Annotated in this window: 14 protein-coding genes and 4 pseudogenes; 11 read left to right on the top strand and 7 right to left on the bottom strand. The window is 69.3% G+C overall.

Annotated elements, in window-relative coordinates:
* Positions 1-67: 67 nt before the first annotated feature.
* The 3 genes from IE313_RS03755 to IE313_RS03745 form a co-directional block, all read right to left on the bottom strand.
* Positions 68-958 (bottom strand): arginase family protein, encoded by an 891-nt coding sequence (locus IE313_RS03755; RefSeq protein ID WP_189929438.1) that lies wholly within the window; start codon positions 956-958, stop codon positions 68-70.
* Positions 959-1,400: 442 nt separating this feature from the next.
* A complete protein-coding gene (locus IE313_RS03750) occupies positions 1,401-1,769 on the bottom strand; it encodes a DUF3140 domain-containing protein (RefSeq protein ID WP_268256683.1) in 369 nt (122 codons plus the stop codon).
* A complete protein-coding gene (locus IE313_RS03745; RefSeq protein ID WP_189929437.1) occupies positions 1,766-1,990 on the bottom strand; it encodes a hypervirulence associated TUDOR domain-containing protein in 225 nt (74 codons plus the stop codon). The genes IE313_RS03750 and IE313_RS03745 overlap by 4 nt, the downstream gene beginning before the upstream one ends.
* A 661-nt stretch (positions 1,991-2,651) precedes the next feature.
* Here IE313_RS03745 and IE313_RS03740 point away from each other — a divergent pair.
* Both IE313_RS03740 and IE313_RS03735 read left to right on the top strand, forming a co-directional pair.
* Positions 2,652-3,692: a P1 family peptidase gene (locus tag IE313_RS03740; RefSeq protein ID WP_189929436.1), complete on the top strand. Its 1,041-nt coding sequence runs from the start codon at positions 2,652-2,654 to the stop codon at positions 3,690-3,692.
* A gap of 546 nt (positions 3,693-4,238) precedes the next feature.
* The gene (locus IE313_RS03735; protein ID WP_506005224.1) at positions 4,239-7,529 is read left to right on the top strand and encodes a TIM-barrel domain-containing protein; all 3,291 of its coding nucleotides are present in this window, start codon (positions 4,239-4,241) and stop codon (positions 7,527-7,529) included.
* Positions 7,530-8,167: 638 nt separating this feature from the next.
* Here the strand turns inward: IE313_RS03735 and IE313_RS03730 are convergent.
* Positions 8,168-8,923, bottom strand: coding sequence for an alpha/beta hydrolase (locus IE313_RS03730; protein ID WP_229924357.1), 756 nt, complete (start codon positions 8,921-8,923; stop codon positions 8,168-8,170).
* A gap of 268 nt (positions 8,924-9,191) precedes the next feature.
* On the opposite strand from IE313_RS03730, the gene IE313_RS03725 reads away from it, so the two are divergent.
* The 5 genes and pseudogenes from IE313_RS03725 to IE313_RS36295 form a co-directional block, all read left to right on the top strand.
* The gene (locus IE313_RS03725; protein ID WP_308439132.1) at positions 9,192-10,955 is read left to right on the top strand and encodes an MFS transporter; all 1,764 of its coding nucleotides are present in this window, start codon (positions 9,192-9,194) and stop codon (positions 10,953-10,955) included.
* A gap of 255 nt (positions 10,956-11,210) precedes the next feature.
* Positions 11,211-12,113, top strand: a complete 903-nt coding sequence (locus IE313_RS03720) for a glutamate racemase (protein ID WP_189929434.1) — start codon at positions 11,211-11,213, stop codon at positions 12,111-12,113.
* Positions 12,113-13,414, top strand: a complete 1,302-nt coding sequence (locus tag IE313_RS03715; protein WP_189929433.1) for an ATP-grasp domain-containing protein — start codon at positions 12,113-12,115, stop codon at positions 13,412-13,414. Before IE313_RS03720 ends, IE313_RS03715 begins: the two co-directional genes overlap by 1 nt.
* Positions 13,415-13,478: 64 nt before the next feature.
* On the top strand, positions 13,479-14,456 hold the full coding sequence (locus IE313_RS03710; protein WP_189929432.1) for a TauD/TfdA family dioxygenase: 978 nt from the start codon (positions 13,479-13,481) through the stop codon (positions 14,454-14,456).
* 82 nt (positions 14,457-14,538) lie between these two features.
* Positions 14,539-14,640 (top strand): annotated as a pseudogene (locus tag IE313_RS36295) (IS5-like element IS4811 family transposase); the annotation flags it as partial.
* 136 nt (positions 14,641-14,776) lie between these two features.
* On the opposite strand, the gene IE313_RS03705 reads toward IE313_RS36295, so the two are convergent.
* Together IE313_RS03705 and IE313_RS03700 are read right to left on the bottom strand one after the other, a co-directional pair.
* Positions 14,777-15,142, bottom strand: a complete 366-nt coding sequence (locus IE313_RS03705; RefSeq protein WP_189929431.1) for a VOC family protein — start codon at positions 15,140-15,142, stop codon at positions 14,777-14,779.
* A gap of 110 nt (positions 15,143-15,252) precedes the next feature.
* Positions 15,253-15,387: pseudogene (locus tag IE313_RS03700) on the bottom strand (IS5/IS1182 family transposase); the annotation flags it as partial.
* A 305-nt stretch (positions 15,388-15,692) separates the two neighbouring features.
* Here IE313_RS03700 and IE313_RS03695 point away from each other — a divergent pair.
* Complete coding sequence (locus tag IE313_RS03695; RefSeq protein WP_229924355.1) at positions 15,693-16,136, top strand: BP74-related protein; 444 nt, start codon at positions 15,693-15,695, stop codon at positions 16,134-16,136.
* A 233-nt stretch (positions 16,137-16,369) separates the two neighbouring features.
* A pseudogene (locus tag IE313_RS03690) lies at positions 16,370-17,049 on the top strand (transposase).
* Positions 17,050-17,651: 602 nt separating this feature from the next.
* Here the strand turns inward: IE313_RS03690 and IE313_RS03685 are convergent.
* Complete coding sequence (locus tag IE313_RS03685; protein WP_189929430.1) at positions 17,652-18,656, bottom strand: AraC-like ligand-binding domain-containing protein; 1,005 nt, start codon at positions 18,654-18,656, stop codon at positions 17,652-17,654.
* 219 nt (positions 18,657-18,875) lie between these two features.
* Between IE313_RS03685 and IE313_RS03680 the strand changes: the two genes are divergently transcribed.
* Positions 18,876-19,235 carry a hypothetical protein gene (locus tag IE313_RS03680; RefSeq protein WP_189929429.1) on the top strand — a complete coding sequence of 120 codons (360 nt, stop codon included), beginning with the start codon at positions 18,876-18,878 and terminating at the stop codon, positions 19,233-19,235.
* A gap of 179 nt (positions 19,236-19,414) precedes the next feature.
* Positions 19,415-20,843: pseudogene (locus IE313_RS03675) on the top strand (NF041680 family putative transposase); the annotation flags it as partial.
* Positions 20,844-20,853 lie beyond the last annotated feature (10 nt).

Genomic DNA, 20,853 nt, shown 5'->3' with positions numbered 1-20,853 from the left:
CGATCCACCCGCCCCACCGGATCCACCAGTTCCACCAGATCCACCGACGTCACCGACGTCACCGACGTCACCGACCGGTCCGCGCGGACAGCCCGCGGCACAGGCACTCGGTGAGACGGGCCGCGATGCTCCCATCTGGGTCGAGGCGGGGGTTGAAGATCGTGACATCGAGTCCCAGGGCTCGCTCGTCCGCCAGCGCCGCCCCCAGGGCTCCCTCCAGTTCGGACCAGCTCAGTCCGCCGGGCAGCCGGTAGTCGACGGCGGGCATGATCGCGTCGTCCAGGACATCGGAGTCCAGGTGGACCCAGAACCCGGCGCTCGCTGCGGCGGCGAGCCGGTCGACCGCCCGGCGCGCTGCCGTGGCAGCACCGACCGCGCGCACGCCGGCGAGGTCGATCGCGTGCAACCGGGGCGGCAGGGGCTGCATGCCCTCAGCGGCGGACTCGTCCGCGTCGCGGAAGGCGAAGGCCACGACGTCCTCATCACGCACCAGCGGACCGCGGCCTTCGAGATCACCCAGCAGGCGAGGTCCCCGCCCCGTGGCCAGGGCGAGTTCCATCGACGCCGCCTCACCGTTGGGCTCGGCCGAGGGCTGGTAGAAGTCGGTGTGGCCGTCGATGAACAGCAGCCCATGACGTCCGCGGCGCCGCAGGGCAAGGAGGTTGCCGAGCAGAATGCTGCAATCCCCGCCGAGGACCACGGGGAACCCGCCCCGGTCGAGGACCCCGCCGACGGTGTCGGCCAACCGGGCGGAGTACTCGGCGATGCCCGCCGGATTGCGGATCCCGGTGTCGCCGTCCCGCCGCGGGTCGTACTCCGGAGCCTCGACGCGCCCGGCCGACTCCGCCCCGAGAGCGGCCGGCAGACCGGCGTCGAGCAGTGCCGCAGGCAGGTCCTCGACCCCGGAAGGGCTCAGGCCGAGCACGGACGGCGCCTCGATCACCGCCGGACGGCGCATGCCGAACCTCCTCCGCCGTCGGGTGCCGCCGCGCCGGGCCACATCCCGTACCCGCTGCCGCACCGCCGAAAGGTACCGTCGTCCCGGCCGCCGCTCACGTCCGCCGCGGCGTGCCCTGCCCTGCCCTGCCCTGCCGGAGCGTGCCGTGTCCTGCCGTACCGGCGGCCGAACCCGAGGCCGTCGGCGCCCCGTGGCCAGGGCCCGGGGAGGGCGCGGCGGCTCACACCGGCGCCGTCCGGTCCCGCCCTCCCGGGGCCATGAGCGGAGGCTTCCAGGGTCCTGCCTTCGGATCGGGCCGGATCGAACCGGATCGGGGAACGGTCTGGTGCGTGCGGCCGCAAGGCGCAGGAGGGAGTCCACGCGGAGCGTCGGGGACCGACGCCGCCGCGGACGCGCGTGCCGGACCACGCGAACCCAGCATGATCCACACAACACCCCCTGGCTAGCGCCGGGACCCGTTCCCGTCGTCCTTCAAGGGGTCGTGACCCCAGTTCATGAGCGAGTACCGCCACGGTGCGTCCTGCACCCTTCCCGACGGCTGCTGGGCCAGATGACGGCGCACGTACCCCACGACCTTGCGCATATGGGCGAGATCGTCCTCAGTGAGGTCGCCCTTCTTCTTCTGCCTCAGCTCGGCGATGCGGCGCCCCGAGGCGTGCCCCACGCTCTCCCCGCCCCGGGACGCCTTCTGCCCGACCTGCCGGGAGTCCTCGGTCCCCAGCCAGCGCTCCAGCTCGGTGGGGGTCATGTTGACCGCCTCGTCGAACTGCGCGATCACCTCGTCGCGACGGCCTTGCTCCCCCACGGTCACCCGCCGCCCTTCTTGCGCAGCGACTGCGGTTTGTGCACGGCCCTGCGGCCGGACTTCTCGCTCTCCACCTCGTACTGCGGGTCGTCCGGCGACGCGTCCACGGTGCGGCCGCCCGCCCGCATCCTGCTGGTTATCTTCTTCTTTATCGTGCCGGGGACCTTGCTGCCGTGGCTCGACCAGGTCACCTTGTCCCCCTTGCCGAGTTTCCTCTCCTTGGTCATCGCACCCTCCCGATCGAGAAATGACGGATATCACCTCGATAACCGGGTTTCTCGCGTGGATCGCGACAAACCACCCGAACTGATCGTTTCAGAGTGAGGACACCGCGTCACCTGAGGGCGTCCGGCGCGTGCCGCCTGCTCGCCACGTCGGCTGTGAAATGCGCTCTCCGGTTGGTGGAGCACAGTGGTGGACAGCCGGAGTGGAGAAGACTCCGGAGTTCCCCGATGCGCTGCCGAAACGATCGGTGAAGCGGGATGCCGGCTCCCGGAGTGATCGGACGGTGCCGGCGGTGCAGGCAGCACCGCCGCCCAGGGTGGGCGAACGGTACCCGAACCCCCCGGTCCGCTGCTTGACTGGAACCCTGGAGGCCGTCCCCACCGAACAGGTGCCGGGCCGCGGAGGAGAAACGGGAGACAGCGATGACGGCACACGGCAGACCGCACCTGCACCACGGGCCCAGGCGATGACCGGGCGCTGCGCACCGTGGTCGTCGACCGCGAGGATGCGCAGTGGCCCGCCGAGCGGCAGCGCCCACCGGGCCGGGCCCCGGCCGGACTCACCGGCCGTCGCGCCCGCCGCCCCGACCGCGTGGGGAAGGCGTGGACCGGGAGGCGGCCCGCGATTGCCCACCGCGCCGTGGGACGACACCACGCCCGCGTCATGAGGGCGAGGCCGTCGGCACGCGAGATCGGGCTGGCCTTCGGCGACCTGCCGCCCGGCCCGCACAACGCCATCACCGACGTGCCGGGCGTACGGGTAGGCCACACCACGGTCCGGCGCGCTCCGGAGGTGAACACCGGCGTGACCGCGATCGTGCCCGCCCCCGCGGCAAGCGGGGCAGGTGCCGCCGTCACCCCTCGCACCCCGCTGCCGGCGGGCGTCTTCTGCGGCAACGGGTACGGCAAGCTGGTGGAGACGACTCAGATCGCCGAGCTGGGCACGATCGAGACCCCCGTCCTGCTCACCTCCACGCTGTCCACGTTCCGCGTCGCCGACGCCCTGATCGGATGGATGCTCGACCGGCCCGAGTGCGCCGACGTGCGCAGCCTCAATCCGGTCGTCGGCGAGTGCAACGACGGCTACCTCTCGGACATCCGGGCCCGGCCGATCACCCGGACCCACGTCCGTGCCGCACTCGACGGCGCCCGCAGCGGCCCGGTGGCGCAGGGCTGCGTCGGAGCGGGCACGGGCACGGGCGCCCTCGGCTTCAAGGCGGGCATCGGCACCGCCTCGCGGGTGCTGGACCTGGCCGGGGAAAGGGCCACCATCGGAGTGCTGGTCCAGGCGAACTTCCCCGGCACCCTGCGCGTCCTCGGCACGCCCCTCACCCCGGCCTCCGTCGGAGTGCCGCCCCCACCCGCCCTCGACATCGCGGCCCCGGGCTCCTGCATGATCGTCGCCGCCACCGACGCCCCCCTCGACGCCCGCCACCTCACCCGGCTCGCCCGCCGCGCGGTCTTCGCCCTGGCCCGGGTGGGGGCCGCCTACACCCACTCAAGCGGCGACTACGCCCTTGCGCTGTCCGTCCACCCTGGCCCTCCTCGTCTGCGGGACCAGGAACTCGACCCCCTGTTCGAAGCGATCATGGACGTGGTCGAGGAATCAGTCCTCAACTCCCTCCTCACCGCCACCACGACCAACGGCCCTCACGGCCGCACGCTCCACGCCCTCCCCACCCTCCGTCTGACACCACCCCCCTGACCGGGACGGGGCACCTGAGCGGGGAAGTGCGCCCGCGCACACCCCGCGGAGCGCGACGCGGACGGAAGACGCGTACGGAGGACACGGAGGGAAGACGCGTACGGAAGACGAACGGAGAACGCGAACGCAGGACTCGGACCAAGGACTCGGATGAAGGACGCGCAGGAGAACGCGGGCGAAGGACGTCGCAGGGCCGCCGCGTTCACCGGCATTCCCGTGTCCGCTGAGACGGAGGCGGCATCCGGGCCGGCCCCGCTGCCGTACCCGGGTGCCGCCCGGTCCGGAGCACGCCCGGTGAGACGCCGTGCGCCGCGATCACCTGCCTGCTGGTGCGCAGCCGCGGCCGGACGGGCTGCGCCCTCCGGTGGCCGGTCAACCGGGACGTCATCGTCTTATGGACATCCTCCGGTGAACGTGCTGTCATGCCAACTGCACGATTTCCAACGATGGAATCGTTCCTGCCGCGAGGGATCCCTTTGGTCCCGGCGGTCGTCGGTCGGCGCGGCATGGATGTACCGCCCGGCCGACCTGAGAGCGGAGTTGCCCATGAGACGCCGATCAATGCGGCGGTGGCCCAGACCCCTGCGGCGGCAGATCGGCCTCACCGCCGTTCTGAGCACTGCCGCCGCCATGACGCTGGCAGGTGGCGGTACGGCATCGGCCGGCGCTCCCCCCGCCGCCACCCACCCCATCCCGACCGTCTCGTCGGGGGACGCCCGCTTCCAGATCCTCTCGCCGACACTGATCCGCACCGAGTACGCGGGCGACCGCAAGTTCACCGACGACGCGACGTTCAACGCGATCGGCCGCGAGGGGTTCGCACCGGCGGCCTACAGCGCCAGGACCTCCGGCGGCTGGCTGACCATCAGGACGAGCGCGATGGCGCTGCGCTACCGGGTCGGGTCCGGGCAGTTCGACGCACAGAACCTCACCGTGCAGCAGGACGCCGGCAGCACCCCGGTGACGTCAACTCCCTGGCAGCGGCTGACCTGCACGCCCGGCGCGTTGTGCGAGGCCGAGAACCTGCTGCTCAACGGCGTCTCCGTAAGCTCCGACCACGACGGTCACACGGGAGCGGGATTTGCGGCGGGATTCGAGAGCACGGGCAGCTCGGCGTCGGCTGACATCGATGTCAGCACCGCCGGGACCTACCAGTTCGACCTGCGGTACGCCAACTCCCTGGGGGGCGACGGCAAGAACACGACCCGTACGCTGACGCTCTCCGTCGACGGCGGGGACGCACAGACCATCAGCCTGCCGACCACGGCGAACTGGGACACCTGGAAACTCGCCACCGCGAGCGTCGCGCTCGGCGCCGGGCACCACACCCTCACCCTGACCCGGACCGCCGCGGACTCCGGCGACGTCAACGTCGACAGCCTCGCGCTCGTCCGGCCTGGCGACGCCTACCCCCCGGCCTCCACGACCGCGATCCCCGACTGCCGCTACGGCGTGAGCTGCGAGGCTGAGGCCGGGCGAATCGGCGGCACGGCGGTCAGCGCGACCGACCACAAGGGATACGCGGGCAGCGGCTTCGTCGCCGAACTGAGCCAGGGGTCGAGCCTGACCACCCACGTGGTCGGCGTGCCCGCCGACGGCGACTACACGCTGCACGTGCGCTACGCCAACGGCGCGGGCAGCGACGGCCTCCACCAGAGCCGCGAGGGCTCCGTGACCGCGGGCGGCGACACCCGCACCCTGTCGTTCCCCGCGACCAGGGACTGGGACGACTGGCAGACGGCATCCGTTCCGGTCAGCCTCAAGGCGGGATCCGACGACATCACCCTCGACTGCCCGGACGCGGCCAGTTGCCACGTCAACGCGGACACCGTCTCGGTGACGGCCGCCGATCGGGCGGCGCCCCCGCCGCACGTCGCGCTCGGCGGCTACCGCCGGGGTCTGGACGGTGTGACCGGCAGCGGCGCCGCGCCCGTGACGACGCCCGGGCTGCTGAACGAGGACGGCTGGTACCTGCTCGACGACACTCCGTCGGCCCTGTACGACACCGCGGCACAGAAGGTCACACCGCGTCCCGGCCACGGGGGTGAGCCCTACCAGGACGGCTACGTCTTCGGCTACGGGCACGACTACAAGCAGGGGCTCGCGGACCTGGCCACCTTGACCGGGCCGCCCGCACTGCTGCCTGCGTGGGCCTACGGTGTCTGGTACTCCGAGTACATCGACCGCACCGCGGCGGACTACGAGAACACGATCCTGCCGGCCTTCAGGTCCGAGGGCGTGCCGCTGGACGTCCTCGTCACGGACACGGACTACAAGGCCGTCAACGACTGGAGCGCCTGGGAGATGGACACGGCGAAGTTCCCCGATCCGAAGGGGTTCTTCGACTGGTCCGCCGCACAGGGGTTGCACAACACCCTCAACGTGCACCCCAGCATCCTTGCCTCCGACCCCCAGTTCGCCCAGGCGCAGGCCACGGCGAAGGGCAAGCTGCACAAGGGCGGCTGCGCCTCGGGCGCCGAGGTCGAGGACAACTGCTACACGTTCGACTTCGGCGACCCGGACCAGCTCAAGGCGTACATGGACCTGCACCGGTCCCTGGACCGGGCGGGCAACGACTTCTGGTGGCTGGACTGGTGCTGCGACGCGTCGCAGTCGTCGCTGCCGGGCGTCAGTCCCGACGCGTGGATCAACCAGCAGTACGCCACCGCCGACGCCCAGACCCTCGGCCGTGGCTTCGTCCTCTCCCGTGCGTACGGCTCGCTGCAGGCCGGCGGGTACAGCGGCCAGCAGGCGCTGCCGACCGGCCCGTGGGCGGACAAGCGCACCACCGTCCACTTCACCGGCGACACCTCCTCCACATGGGGCACCCTGAAGCTGGAGGTCGGCTACACCCCGGGCGAGTCGGCCGCGACCGGGATGGCGGCCATCACGCATGACATCGGCGGCCACAACGACACGACGGGGCTGACCGGTTCGGAGACCTACACCGACGGCGGGCGGACCCTCACCACGCACAAGCTGCCCGACGACCTGTACGCCCGATGGGTCCAGTTCGGCACCTTCCAGCCGGTCGACCGTCTGCACAGCAACCACAGCGACCGACTGCCCTGGCAGTACGGCGACGCGGCGCGGAAGTCGGCCGACGCCTTCCTCAACCTCCGCGAGAACCTGCTGCCGTACACCTACACGCTCGCCGCCGAGGCGAACCGCACCGGCGTGCCGATCGTACGGCCCACCTACCTGGAGTATCCCGACGAGGCGCAGGCGTACGCGCGGGCCGACGACGAGTACTTCTACGGCTCGAACGTCCTCGTGGCACCCGTGACCACGCCCGGCGACTCGGCCACCACCTCGGTCTGGTTCCCACCGGGCACGTGGACGGACTACTTCACCGGCAAGACCTACACCGGCGGGACCACCCGGGACATCACCACCAGCCTCGACTCGATGCCGGTGTTCGTCAAGGCCGGCGGCATCCTGCCCACGCGCACCCACGACGTCACGGACAACGACCGCAACCCGTTGACCGACGTCACGCTGAGCGTCGCCACCGGTGCCGACGGCTCGTACAGCCTCTACGAGGACAACGGGGCCGGGCCGCAGCAGAACCGGAGCGCGACGACGACGGTCCGCTACCGGCACAGCGGTGCGCGCGGCACGGTGTCGATCGGTGCGGTGAAGGGCTCCTTCCCCGGCCAGGTGAAGGACCGCCGGTGGACGCTCTCGCTCATGGGGACGCACGCGCCCACCAAGGTCACGGCGACCGGGGTACGGCTCTCGCCGCACGCGTACCACTGGGACGGTGCCACCGGGATCCTGACCGTCACGCTGCCCCGCCACAGCGTCCACGCCCCGATCACCCTCACCTACGAGTAGCGGGGGGAAGAGCGCGGGAGCGACCTGGCGCGAGGACCGGGCGGGCCTGGGCACCGTGTGTCCCGGCCCGCCGGCTGCCCTTGGTGGGGGTGCCGCGGAACGGACCTGGCACCACGGTGGACGGACCTGGCACCACGGTGGACATGAAGCAGGTGGTGGTCCTGGGCCGCGGCGGTGCCGGGAAGCCGGCCTGGCGGCCCGTCCCGCCTGGGTGAGACCACCGGGCTTCCGGTCATCGAGCCGGACAAGCACTTCCGGCGGCCGGGCCTTGGAGCCGCGCCTTTCGACCAGTGGGCGGCCGCCCAGCGGGAACCGGCCGGTCCCAAGACCTGGAGCATGGACGGCGGCCTCGGGCCCCACGACGTACCCGACGTCCGCCTCCAGGCGGCGGACACCGTCATCCTGCTGGATGTTCCGTTCCGGCGCCGTGCCTGGCGGGCGATCAGGCCGTCCCGGGAGCGCGCCGAGTTCCGGCTCCGGACGTGGGCCTGGGGCCGCCCGGGCCGGCCTCTGCTTCGCACGGCGATCACGGGCCGGGCCGGCCAGGCAGATCTGCATGCACTGCGGGTTCCGCGGGCGCGGCGACGCTTCGTCGCGCGCGTGCCGGTCGACCGTAGCCCGGCCGGCCCCCTCAGGCGTCAGCCGGCCTCGGGCACCGGGACGGCGACCGGCAGCTCGGGGTCGGTCGCGGTGACGGCCCGGACGATCCGCCGGCGGTCCTCGGGGCGCTGCGAGAGCCACGCCCCGAGCTTGTGATCGGCTCCCTCCAGCACCATCTTGGTGAAGGCGGCGCGCCGTCGCAGTGATTGCTCGATGCGCGAGGTGACCCCCGGAGGAATCACGTCGTCTCGCTCGGGCAGCACCAGCACCGCCCGACCGGCGAAATCGGCGTAGTCGTCGAAGGCGAGGCTTTCCGCCCAGCTTTCCTGTTCACGCAGAACCGCGGTGAAGCCCTTGCCGAACGGCAACTCCCAGGCCCTGGGGGAGTAGACGCCCGGGGCGCACAGGCACAGTCCCGTCACCCGCCCTCGAAGGCGCGCGACCAGGTCGGCAACGGTCTGTCCGCTCATGCTGAAACCGACCAGAAAGAGTGGCGCGCCATCCGGCGCAAAACGATGCAGGACGCCGAGCGCCTGATTGAGGCGCCGTTGCAGACTGAGCTCCGACAGGGCACCGGAACTGGCCCCGTGACCGGAGAAGTCGAAGGCCAGAGTCTGATGGCCGGCCTCGGCGAAATCCCGGGCGAGAGGCAGATTGCGCTGCTTCGATCCGTTGCCCGCGCCATGCATGATCAGGATTCGCTCCGCCGCGGAAACCGTGTACGGGGGCGTGGCCAGGGCGCAGCTCAGCTCCTCACCGTCCACCTGCCATGTGAACTCCCGAATGCCGGTCACGTCCGATCTCCTCGTGTGCGCCGGCCGCGGGGCGTCCGGTGAGGGCCAACTCATGCGCCGCTGCCGGGATCGCGGCGCCTCGGCGGCGGATGACCGCAGCGGTTGCGGCCGGTGATCCACGGCTGCCGCAGCAGCTTACAAGGCGGTCGGCAGGACGGTGCGGTGTACCGAAAGGCTCTCCTCAAAGCTCTCCTCGCTGCCTCCCGCGTGCTTTCTTTGCCCCGCCCCCGGTGCAGCACGGTTTTCGAGTCGCTGTTACCGAGATCACATGGAAGCCTGTGTTGGCCAAGGCAACTCTCTGGGGCCCGCCCCTGCAACGGAGCCCCGTCAAGGAGGCGGTGCGCCCGCCGGATGTTTCGTTCCCGCTGCGACCTGCTCGGCCAGGGATCGAGGCGACCTTCAAGGCGGGACCCGGGGCGCGCCGCGTTCCCTCCGGGGTGAATTGAGCGCAAGCCCAAGCGGTTGTATACAGTTGGCGATTTCGACGATGTCGGGCGTTTGGTCCCTTCGGCGCGAGGCGCCGCTCGTCGGGGAATCTGTTGATCGGCATCGGCTGTACAGGTATAGTCGCCGACGCGTTCGAGAAGTTTCGAGGACTGAAGAATTCACTCTCCAGAGAGTCTTCCGTTTGCATGGTGCTCTTTTTGCATACCTGCAACGGCGTAACATCCATGCGTGTTGTTGCTTCGATCGACAAGATGACCCCAGTCGGGTGACTGGCGCGCAGGGAGGGGCTATGACTGGTTCTACGGGATCATTAGGAACTGATTCCGCAGGGTCATTAGAGGGAGTGGATCCCAGGCTTTCGACCTCCCGTTTTGCTGTTTTTTTCGGGGGTCAGATATTCTCGCTCATGGGCGACGGTCTTGCTTTCCTGGCAATACCGTTGGTCGTTCTGAGCCTGACGGGAAGCCCCTTCGCGGCTGCTCTCTCCTCGGCACCGCGCACAGTCGGCTACCTCGCGGTCGGTCTGATCGCCGGGGCCCTGGTGGACCGCTTCCACCCACGCCTGGTCATGATGCTGATGGACGTCGTGCGCCTTGGTGTCTTCCTGAGCCTGGCCCTGCTCGCCCACGCCGGAGCACTTCGGGTCTGGCTGGTGCTGGCGCTGGCCCTGCTGGCCTCGAGCGCGGGGGTTTTCTTCGACACCGCACTGGCCGTGATGGTACGGGACCTGGCCCGCGGTGAGCGCCTGGTACGCGCCAACTCCTGGCTGGAAGCGACCAATCAGACGTCCTTGGCGGTGGGGCCCGGCCTGTTCGGCCTGTTGACGGCGGTGTTCGGACTCCACACCGCACTGTTCGGCAACGCGGCCACCTACCTGTGCTCCCTGCTGGCGTTCTTCGCCATCAGCGGCCGGCAGGTACGGGTCATGGCCGGCGAGACCGGCAGGGCGCGAAGCTCCCTCGCCTCTCTGCGGCACGACATCGCGGAAGGACTGCGCTACCTGCGCTCCAGTCGACTGGTGTCACTGCTGACCATGAGCCAGGCATTCGCCAACTTCTTCCTCGCCGCGACGACGCTCATCCCGTACTTCGCACACAACGTGCTGGGGCTCGGCAGCTCAGCCGTGGGCCTGGTGGTCGGCGCCGGCGGTGTCGGAGGGGTCGCCGGTGCGCTTGCGGCGAGCCGGCTTGGGACGCCCCTGCGGCAGTTGCGGACCATCGTCGTCAGCACCGCCACGATGGGGCTGTCGCTCGGTGCCATGGGCCTGGTCGGTTCCGCCGCGGTCCTCGCGGCACTCAACTTCGGCGTCTGCGCCTCCTCGGTGCTCGCTCTCGTCCTCATCCGCAGCACCCGTCAAGCCGTGGTGCCGCGTGCACTGCTGGGGCGGGTCACCGCAACGGCTCGGATGACCGCACTGGCCGCCAGCCCGCTGGGAATCATGATCGCCGGCGGGCTGGCGGGCCTGCACGGCGGGAATCCGCGCCTGGTGTTCGTCGGAGCCGGCGTCCTCGCCGCCGCGGCTGCGCTGTTCGTATGGCTGGCCGGGCTACGCACCATCGCCCGCGCGGCGCAGCTTCCGCAATAGCACCTGAAGCACGCCCCCTCGACGCACGTCACCACGGGAAGGCCTGATGACGCACCTGCTCGCGCCCGGTTCCGGTAACGGCACGTATCCGACCGCTGACTGCGGGCTCTCCTTCACCTCGGCTGCGCAGCAGACGAGGTGGGTGGGTGGCGCAGCCCCGGGCAGCCGCGCGGCGGGCGACCCGGCGGCCGGAGGGCCGCCGTCCGGTTCCGCACTCCCTCACCATCCGCAACGACAGAAGACCGGGGATCTGTCATGACTGTTGGGCTGATCGACTCAGGGCTCGGCCTCGTGCCCACCGCCGGCTGGATCAGATATCTGCAGCCGGCGAGCGACATGGTTCTCGCGCTCGATCCAGCGGGTGCGCCGTGGGGCCCGCGGCCGGCGGGATTCATCGTGGACAGGGTGCTGGCCTGTGCCGAGCAGGCCGTTCTTCACGGGGCCCGTGCCTTGGTGCTGTCATGCAACACCGCCAGCGTCACGGCGCTCGAGGCACTGCGTCGGGAGTTCGAGCCGGCAATCCCGGTGATCGGGACGGTTCCCGCCGTCAAGCCTGCCGCGGAGGCAGGGCGGCCGTTCGCGGTGTGGGCCACCCGGAGGACCACGGCGAGCAGCTACCAAGCGGAGCTGCTCCGGCGCTTCGCGGCGGAGCAGACCGTGGTCCAGGTGAGCTGTCCGGGGCTCGCTGAGGCCGTGGACAGCGGTGACGCGGGTGCCGTCGACGCGGCGGTCGCGGAAGCGGCCGACCGGACGCCCGCACACTGCCGTTCGGTCGTGCTCGGCTGTACGCACTACCCGCTGGTGGCCGATCGGATCCGCCGTGTGCTTCCCCCGGAAACCCGGCTGTTCGACACCTCGCAGGCGGTGGCGCGGCAGACGCTGCGCCGACTGCGGAACACGGCTCGGGCGGTACCCGGGGGCGGGGGCGGCGTCAGGGTGCTGCTCAGCGGCGAGGAGGGCGCGCTCCCCCCTGCGGCGCGCGCCTATCCGCTCGGTTCTGCCCTGGCGGAAGGGGCGGCGGTCACCAGGGACCTCCTGCTGCCCACGCGCTCCAAGGCGCGATCCGGCGACGGAATCAGGGCGACACTGCACGGCTCTCCCCTTCTCGAACCCGAGGACGGACTCCTCGCACAACACAGAACAGGAAGGACATGGTGATGGCGTCAGGCGAACTGGACCGTCCGAGGCTTCTCTTCTTCGATGTCAGCACGGGCCCCCGTCCCGCCTTCTACCTGCCGCGGCTGTGCGCTCGTTACGACGTCCATGTGATGTGGATTCCCAGCGGCAACGAGGTCAAGGACCGGGCGAGGGCCGCGGAGTTCGACAAGTGGTGCGGTCATACGACGATGCGCGACCAGCAGGAGGCGGAGAGCCGACTCGTCGCCTTCGGCCGCTCCTGGGGAGCCCACGGCATCATGGGATTCGGCGAGATGACCATGGAGCCGGTGCACGCGGCGGCCAACGCCCTCGGGCTGCCGGCGAACAGCGCGTGGTCGATGCGCGCCCTGCGGAACAAGCTGGAGCAGAGGCGGATGCTGGCCAAGGCGGGTGTGCCGGTTCCCGCGTTCGCGGAGGTGCACTCCCTGGACCAGCTCAGGGAGGCGTTCGACCAGGTGGGTGCGCCGGCCATCCTGAAGCCGCTGGCCGGTGCGGGCAGCATGGCCACTTTCCGGGTGGACGATCCCGCCGAGCTGGCTGCCGTCTGGACGGCGGCTTGCGCCAGCTATGCGTCGGACCCCCGCGGCGGGGACGCCCAGGACTTCATCCTCGAGGAGTTCCTGATCGGTGTCAGCCCCTACACCGATCCGCGCTACGGTCCCTACACCAGCGTCGAGTCGCTCGTGCAGCAAGGCCGCATCCGGCATCTGGCGGTCACCGACAAGCTGCTGCTGATGCGGAACTTCCGCGAGAACGGCGGGATCCTCCCTTCGGTGCTGGGCGGTGAACTGGTCGAGGAACTGTACGAATGCGCCACCAAGGCCATCAACGCCATGGGCATCACCAACTCCGGGGTCCACACCGAGATCATGTTCACGGCAAAGGGGCCGCGGGTCATCGAGGTGAACAGCCGTCTGGGCGGCGGGGTCACGGAGATGCTCCACGACTCCTGCGGTTTCGACTCGGTCCTCGCACGCGCCGCGATCGCCACCGGGCGTCCGCAGCCCGAGTTCCCGAAGCCCGTCCGCAGCGCCGGTTACTACACACTGCAGGCACCTGACTTCGAGGCGGTTCTCGTGCAGGCACCGAGCGCCGACGAGTTGCGTGCCCTCCCGGAGATCACGGACGCCGAAGTCCCGTACGCGATCGGCTCGCGCCCTGCGTGGCAACAGGGAACTCCCGGCGGAACGATCGCCAGGATCACCGCAGTCGCCGACGGTCCGCAGCCGTTGCTGGATCTGTACGACTCCCTCAAGCCGGGAGGGATGTTCAAGTTCCGCCCCGTCGAGCCCTCCGTATGAGTCAGCCCCCGTTCACCAGCCCTGCGCAACAGCAGTACGAGTCCCACGACGAGAAAGGCCGCTAATGGCTACTGAAGTTCTTCGACTCGAGCTCACGTCCGAGGAGGCGGCGAAGACGCGGGAACTGCTGGAGGAGATCCTCGCGGATCCCCGCATGACCGATCAGTTCTTCTTCTTAGAAAAGGCCGCCGTGCTCGCCCACGAGCTGCCTCGCCGGGTGAGAGAGACCCTCTACGACTTCAAACGGCACGAAGCCGAGAGTGTGCTTCATGTCGTCGGTAGCCCGGTGCTGCTGAACGGCGCCGAGCCCACGCCGACACGGCACATCGAGATCGAGCCCGGGTACCGGATCAATGAGGCGCAGGTGCTGCACGGCCTGTACGGGTCGCTGCTCGGCGAGGCCATCGGCTTCACCTCGCAGCGGGCCGGCAGCGTGTACAACACGGTCGCCCCCCTCCCGAGCCTGGCCGGCGTCTCCAATTCGAGCTCGGGTTCCACGTTCGACTTCGGATTCCATGTCGAGGACGCGTTCCACGAGGCTCGGGCCGACTTCCTCGGCCTCGTCTGCATGCGCAACGACGAGCAGGCGGGGACGACGGTGTCCTGCGTGGACGGCATCGACAATCTGAAGCCCCAGGAGCGGGAGGCTCTCTTCCAGCCCAGGTTCGCCATCCGGCACAACCCCATCCACGAGAACGTGGAGGCACGCCCCGACGACCTGAAGCCCGTCTTCTTCGGCCGGCCGGACCGGCCTTATCTGAGGGTCAATTTCGCCGCGATGGATCTCACGCAGTACTCCGGCGTCGAACTCAGTGCCCTGGAGCGGCTCAGGGAACACCTTGAGCGGAACAAGGTGACGATCACCCTCCAGGCGGGTGAGTTCGTCTACGTGGACAACTTCCGCTGCGCGCACGCGCGCGACGCCTTCGACCCGCTGCCTCCGGGGCGCTCACGCTGGCTGTCCCGGGTGGTGTTCACCAGTGACCTGCGCAAGTCGGCGGCACTGCGAGCCGACACGATGAGCCGGGCCATCGCAGCCTGACGGACGGGGGACGGCGCACGCCGCGCACTGCCGCGTCCTGCGCCGTCCGCTTCCCCTGCGCGTCCCGGCCGCCCCGACCGGCCACGCTCGGGACTACGAACGGCTCGTCCCGCACTCCGAGACGCTGATCACCTGGGCCGCCGTCACCCTCATGACCAGACGGCTCGCCCGAAAAGGCGCCACCCCCAAGTGGCCAAGGTAACCGGCCTCCGCCACCGGCTGCACGTCACTCGCACTCAGAAGCTGTGTCAGGACCACTCATCTGTGACGTTCTGGAACGGCTGGACGGCGATCTCGTCAGCCCAACCGTTCGTCGCCGATTACTCGGCCGAAGGAGGAACAAACAAACAGAATTCATTGCCTTCCGGATCAGCGAGTACAACCCAGCGGAAACCGTGTTCAGCCTGTTCTCCGGAGAGCTGTCGGGCCCCGAGCCGTTCGAGTCGGTCGACCTCCGCGGCCAAATCGGCGGTGCCGACGTCAAGGTCGAGATGCATCCGGTTCTTGCCGCCCTTCCGCTCCGGAACCTTCTGCAAGAGCAGGGTCGGCGACGAAGCGTGCCCAGTGATGCTGAGGTAGGGAGGTGCGTCGAAGGCACGCCGGTACTCCAGCGGCGCGAGCGCAGCGAGCCAAAACTCCGATTGCGCTTCGGTGTCGACACAGTCCAGCGTCACGACAATCTGCATGACCAGACGATAGGGGACCCACGTCCGCGATCACGACCAAATTTCAGCAGCGGCGCATACAGGCACAGCCCCGACTCACGTGACATGCCCGCGGTGCACAGTGAGGTCTTTCAGCGTTGGCGCTCCAGAGTGAGGACGGCTTTGGCGATTGACGTCATCCGATTCGGGCTGCATCGCGCTCTGCGGAAGATCCGCCAGGACTTCAGACGGGCAACGCCACGCTCGACCGGGGCCCGCGCCTTGGAGGACGCGGACCTGGAGCCGAACGGGGCGAAGCGGCGATCCCGCAACCGGCTCAGCTTCACGGTCCAGCGGGCAACCGCGCGCTGTCTCAGGGCGTTCCTGGGCCACCCGACTGCTCCCCGGCCTGCCGTTCCTGCGCGACAAACACGCCACCGACGAATGCCCCGAGGCCGACAGGGCGGGCCGGGGGTCGTCACCCTTGCGACATCAGTTCTGCTTCCAAAATACAATATGTAACTGATCCAATACTTCTTGTGTTCGTCGTCCAATCTACGACGCCCGGACCGAGGAGAACCCCACGCAACGCGTGCTCACCAAGGCGGCCGGCCTGGCCGCCGTCGGCCTGCTGGCCTTCACCACAGCACAGCCCTCCGAGGCCAACACCCTCAGCAACCAGCCCGGCCGCGCCGCCGCCGGGAGCGCCCCGTACTTCGTGATGACCGACATCACGCGGGAGGAGTTCGTCGTCAAGCTGACCAAGCCCGGGACCATCGAGCACGCCCGGGAGCTCGTCAACGGGCAGACCACCGACCGTCCCCATCTGGCCGCGCGGATCATCAAGCGGACGGCCGTCTACAACCCGCGCTGGAGCTACCACATCAACCCCGACACCACGGAATTCTTCGACCAGCACATCGAAGTCTGTGACGCGACCATCCCGTACGTCGACGAAGCCGGCGACCCTTTCCTGCCCGGCCTGGTCTGGTGCGACTGGTCCTCGCGTCTCACGAGGGAAGTCCCCGCCACGTAGGTGACCGACCAGGCCGGCCGGCACCGTAGGCACCGCCCTACGCAGGACTGCTCGGGCCGACCGTTCACAGTCGGCCCGAACGCATGCGCCCGAGGGCACCCGCCCGACCAGACATTGAGGTCTTCCAGCGTGGCCACCACTCGGGTGACGGGCCTCGTGGCCAGAACGAACAAGGTTCCTGTGCCGTTGACAGAGGTGTTCAAAGGCTCAACCCAGCAGGCTCAGGAGCATTGTTGGCCCCTCATCCTGCCGCACTCGACCTGCCCCACGCGCTCGTCGAATGGCTCGCAATGCTGATCGTCACCCGCGAGGGTGACCGTCGCTGCAAGCTCCCCCCACACCAGCGCGCCCTGGTCGCTCTGGCGTACCTGCGCAAGCACGAGCCCCTCGCACGGATCGCCGCCGGGTTCGGCATCTCGGTGGGCACCGCACACGCCTACACCACCTCGGTCATCGATCTACTGGCCGACCGCGCGCCCGGTCTGCTGCGCGCCCTGCGCCAGGCAGAGCCCGAGTTCGTCCCCCGGCAGGGGTGAACGTCCAAGTGGTCACCGCCCCTGACGGCGAGGTGCTGTGGTTGTCCCCAGCCCCGCCGGGGCGCTGCCACGACCTCACCGCGGCCCGCGCTCACCGGATCATCAGGATCTGCGAGCGCCAGGGGGTGCCGATCCTGGCCGACCGCGCCTACATCGGTGCCGGTGCATGGGTGACCACACCGGCCAGACGGCCTGCGAGAGGAGAACTGGCGCTCACCCAGCAGACCGTCAACCGGGCCCTGTCAAAGGCGCGAGCCCCGGTCGAGCGTGGCGTTGCCCGTCTGAAGTCCTGGTGGATCTTCCGCAGAGCGCGATGCAGCCCGCATCAAATGACGTCAATCGCCAAAACCGTCCTCACTCTGGAACGCCAACGCTGAAAGACCTCAGTGCGTCACACCGCGCTCGGAATCAGGCTTCTCACGCGATCCCAGACTGTGACCGCACCGTCCGCAGGTTTCTTCAGCTCCACCCGCACTCGCTCTCGGACTCGCCCCTCCATAACGGGCCCAGCGATCCCTTCACCAGGCGCGTTACGAACCATGAGATCAGAAACGCGCACTCAGACAAATCGACGGCGGCCTCACGGATTTCCTGTGCCGCCACCATAGGCCAAGCTGTTCGAACCGGGTGTCAGTACGTCAAGACCCACAACTGATAGTACGATGTCAGGCTGCCGTACCGGCAATCCCAGTCCTGGTAGTATTGCGGGACCATGGAGTCGCCCACGTTATCGCACTGATACTCGAAGAAGTACTCGTTCGTGGTGTTGATCCATCGCGCTGCAGAAGGACCCGAGGGGGCGGACACCTGCGCCGGGGTCGCGTGAGCGGGCAGCGCGACAGAACCAAGAGCGAGGGTACTGCCGAGAACGGCGGTCACGAGGGTTCGGTGAAAACGCATGTACCGGCTCCTTGTCGAGAGAAGTTGATGCCTGGCTGTTCGCTATCCAGGATGTCGAGGGCGACAGCACCCGGCTTTGTCATTGCGCGCAGGGGTGTTGGCAATTCGCGCACGTCACAGCCGACAGGTGTCTGTAGTCGCGGGGTGGGATGCCGTAGGTGGCTCGGAAGAGGCGGCTGAAGTGTGCCGGGTCGGCGAAGCCCCAGCGTGCGGCTATGGCCTGGACCGGGACGGCGCGGAGGCGGGAGTTGGCCAGGTCGAGGCGGCAGCGTTCCAGTCGTCGGTGGCGTATCCAGGCTGCCGGTGAGGTGCCGTCGGCGGCGAGGAGCTGCTGGAGGTGGCGCAGGGAGACGTGGTGGGCGTCCGCGACCGTCTGGGGGTTCAGGGCCGGGTCGGCGAGGTGCTGCTCGACGAAGGCGCTGATCTGAGCGCGTAGGGCGTTTCTGCGGGCCTCTGGGGTCAGTGCGGCTTCGGCGTCCAGGCAGCGGGCGATAACGGACGCTAGGAGGTCCAGGGTGACCGAGGCGAGAGTGGGGATGTCGGCGGAGTCGAAGTCGTCGGCATCGCGTGTGTTGAGGTCAGTCAGCCACCGGGTGAAAACTCCGCCCATACCGTTGCGGCCGCTGATCGGGACCGCGAGTAGGGGGCGCACTCGCCTTTCCGGTAACGGAAGCAGGCTACGAGGAAAGTGCACGGTCACATGAGACCATCTGTTCGGGCTTGCGTGGACGTCTCCGCGATAGGGAATGCTGCTGTCCGTCACTACGAGGTCACCGGTGTGCAGCGTGGTGTCGCTCCCGTCCAGGGAGATGGCCCCGTCCCCGGCGAGAAAGTAGTTGATCAGGTATACCTCCGGGTCCGACTGCCGTATCAGCTTCGCCGTCCGCATTATCCCCAGATGCGGGTAGGCCAGAGCGGACACCTGCACCTCGCCCAGGTCCAGGCCACGCATCCTGGCACGGAAGTCGTCCTGGTCATTGCTGCGCATCAGATTGCGCATGTGCGACCGTGCCGTGGCCTCTTCCCACAGCGCGAACCGCTCCAGCGCCGCCACGACGTCCGTGCTGAACTCCGTCACCAGCATTCCCAGTCCTCCGTAGCCGGTTCCTTTACGGCTTCGAACGTGGCATGGGGAGATACGCCCAGTCCAGCAACACTTCGGGCAGATGCGCCGCCACTCATGACCTGGCAACATCGACGCCTCGAGATCAAGAAGCATGGGATCAGAAACACGCACTGAGCTTGTTGTTTAACGTCTCAGCCTTTGAGTGCTGTTGTCAGTGAGGGGTGGGAGGCTGCGCCCATGAGCTATGACCTTGCTGTGTGGGAGGGGGAGCGGCCGGCGGATGACGCTGCTGCGGCCCGTTGCTTCACCGATCTGTATGACCGGTACATCGACACGGAGGAGCCTGCGGTTGCTCCGGTGGAACGCATAGAGGCCTTCGTTGCCGTGCTCCTGGAGCAGTGGCCGGACCTCACCGAGGACGAGGACGACACCTCACCGTGGTCGACCGGGCCGCTGATCGGTGAGGCCCGCGGCCCGCTGATCTACTTCCCCATGCGCTGGAGTATGGCCGAGGAGGCCTCTGCTTATGCGGCAGGGGTCGCTTCGTCGATGGGCCTCAACTGCTTCGACCCACAGGCACGGAAACTCCGACCCTAGCTGGGGTTTGCGGCGTCCTGAGTCTCATTCCATCTTGTCGCCGCAGGTCGTATCCCCACCCGCGGGCCAGATCGGCGGGAGACATGACATCGGCCTCTGGGATCGGTGCGACAGCGGTGCGGCCTTGGTGTGATCATGTGCGTTGTCGAGACGCTATTGATCATGCCAAGGCCGCGAGGGTGAGTCTGCTGCACGACGCTGTCCGCGTCGAGTCCCTGGCCGTGTTGTCCCGGTTCCGGACCGACTTCTACGACTGCCTGACCGCACGCGCCGACGCGCTGTTCGAGCTGACCGACGCGGTGCTGTGCACCTGGACCGGTGCGGTCGCTGGTCGATCTCGCGCTGGCACCCGAACACGGTCGGGGCCACGGTGCCCTCTATGCCTACCTCAACCGCGGCGGGCTCGACATCGCGCGGCTGCGGCGGTCTTGCCGGGGTGCCGCTGCCGCGGGCGGCCGGCGGGCGGCTGGTCCTGGCGGTGGACGAATCGCCGTGGCTGCGGCCCGACGCAGGCACCGTGCCGGACCGATCGTTCTGTCGCACCTACGGCCGTGGCAACGCCAAGCACCAGATGATGCCCGGCTGGCCGTACTCGGTCGTCGTCGCCCTGGAGACCGGCCGCACCTCCTGGTCCGCTCTGTTGGACGCGGTCCGGCTCGCCCCCGGTGCGGACGGGGCCGCCGCCACGACCGACCAGATCCGCGAGGTCGTTGAACGCCTCAATCGCCGCAGGCCAGTGGGCCGAGGGCGATCCGGAGATCCTCATCGTGCTGGATGCCGGATACGACGGCCCTGCGCATCGCTCACCTGCTGGTCGGCCTGCCGGTCGAGATCCTGGGCCGGACGCGGTCGGGCCGGGTGATGCGCCGGCCGACCCCGCCGCGGGTCTACGACCCCAAGGGCGGTCGGCCGCCCAAGCACGGCGGGGAGTTCGTCCTCGGCGATCCCGCCACCTGGGGCGAGGAGCGGGCCGTCACGGTCACCGACACTCGGCTCTACGGCCAGGCCACCGCGCGGGCCTGGGACCGACTGCACCCGAGGCTGACCCGGCGGGCCGCCTGGCTCGACCACGTCGGGCCGCTGCCGATCATCGAGGGCACCGTCATCCGCCTGTCGGTCGAGCATCTGCCGTCCGACGGGGTGAACAAGCCGGTCTGGCTGTGGTGGTCGCGCACCGGCGCAACCGAAGCCGACGTCGACCGCTGCTGGCAGGCGTTCCTGCGGCGCTTCGACATCGAGCACACGTTCCGCATGCTCAAGCAGACCCTCGGCTGGACCCGGCCCCGACTGCGCGACTCCGCAGCCGCCGGCCGCTGGACGTGGCTGATCATCACCGCCCACACCGAGCTCCGCCTCGCCCGCCCCCTCGCCACCGACCTGCGACGGCCGTGGGAGAAACCAGCGCCACCCTACAAGCTCACCCCGGCCCGGGTCCGGCGCGAGTTTCGGAACCTCCGCACGACGACCGGTTCGCCGGCCGGTGCACCGAAAGCCACCCGCCCCGGCCCAGGACGCCCACCCGGATCGAAGAACCGCCGGCCTGCACCCCGCCACGACGTGGGACGAGTCCTCGTCGGCAGCGAGCCACACCAGCGACCGGGCGAGCACGACTCTCCCC

Origin of the sequence: Streptomyces sulfonofaciens (assembly GCF_014656295.1) — a bacterium.
GTDB lineage: Bacteria > Actinomycetota > Actinomycetes > Streptomycetales > Streptomycetaceae > Streptomyces > Streptomyces sulfonofaciens.
The sequence above is the reverse complement of the archived record's forward strand: the minus strand, read 5'-3'. Positions and strand labels throughout refer to the sequence as shown.

Bases quoted from the DNA above. Each gene is read 5' to 3' on its own strand.
- IE313_RS03755 (WP_189929438.1), bottom strand. From the start codon at position 958: ATGCGCCGTCCGGCGGTGATCGAGGCGCCGTCCGTGCTCGGCCTGAGC.
- IE313_RS03745 (WP_189929437.1), bottom strand. From the start codon at position 1,990: ATGACCAAGGAGAGGAAACTCGGCAAGGGGGACAAGGTGACCTGGTCG.
- IE313_RS03740 (WP_189929436.1), top strand. From the start codon at position 2,652: ATGAGGGCGAGGCCGTCGGCACGCGAGATCGGGCTGGCCTTCGGCGAC.
- IE313_RS03735 (WP_506005224.1), top strand. From the start codon at position 4,239: ATGAGACGCCGATCAATGCGGCGGTGGCCCAGACCCCTGCGGCGGCAG.
- IE313_RS03725 (WP_308439132.1), top strand. From the start codon at position 9,192: ATGGAAGCCTGTGTTGGCCAAGGCAACTCTCTGGGGCCCGCCCCTGCA.
- IE313_RS03720 (WP_189929434.1), top strand. From the start codon at position 11,211: ATGACTGTTGGGCTGATCGACTCAGGGCTCGGCCTCGTGCCCACCGCC.
- IE313_RS03715 (WP_189929433.1), top strand. From the start codon at position 12,113: ATGGCGTCAGGCGAACTGGACCGTCCGAGGCTTCTCTTCTTCGATGTC.
- IE313_RS03710 (WP_189929432.1), top strand. From the start codon at position 13,479: ATGGCTACTGAAGTTCTTCGACTCGAGCTCACGTCCGAGGAGGCGGCG.
- IE313_RS03705 (WP_189929431.1), bottom strand. From the start codon at position 15,142: ATGCAGATTGTCGTGACGCTGGACTGTGTCGACACCGAAGCGCAATCG.
- IE313_RS03685 (WP_189929430.1), bottom strand. From the start codon at position 18,656: ATGCTGGTGACGGAGTTCAGCACGGACGTCGTGGCGGCGCTGGAGCGG.
- IE313_RS03680 (WP_189929429.1), top strand. From the start codon at position 18,876: ATGAGCTATGACCTTGCTGTGTGGGAGGGGGAGCGGCCGGCGGATGAC.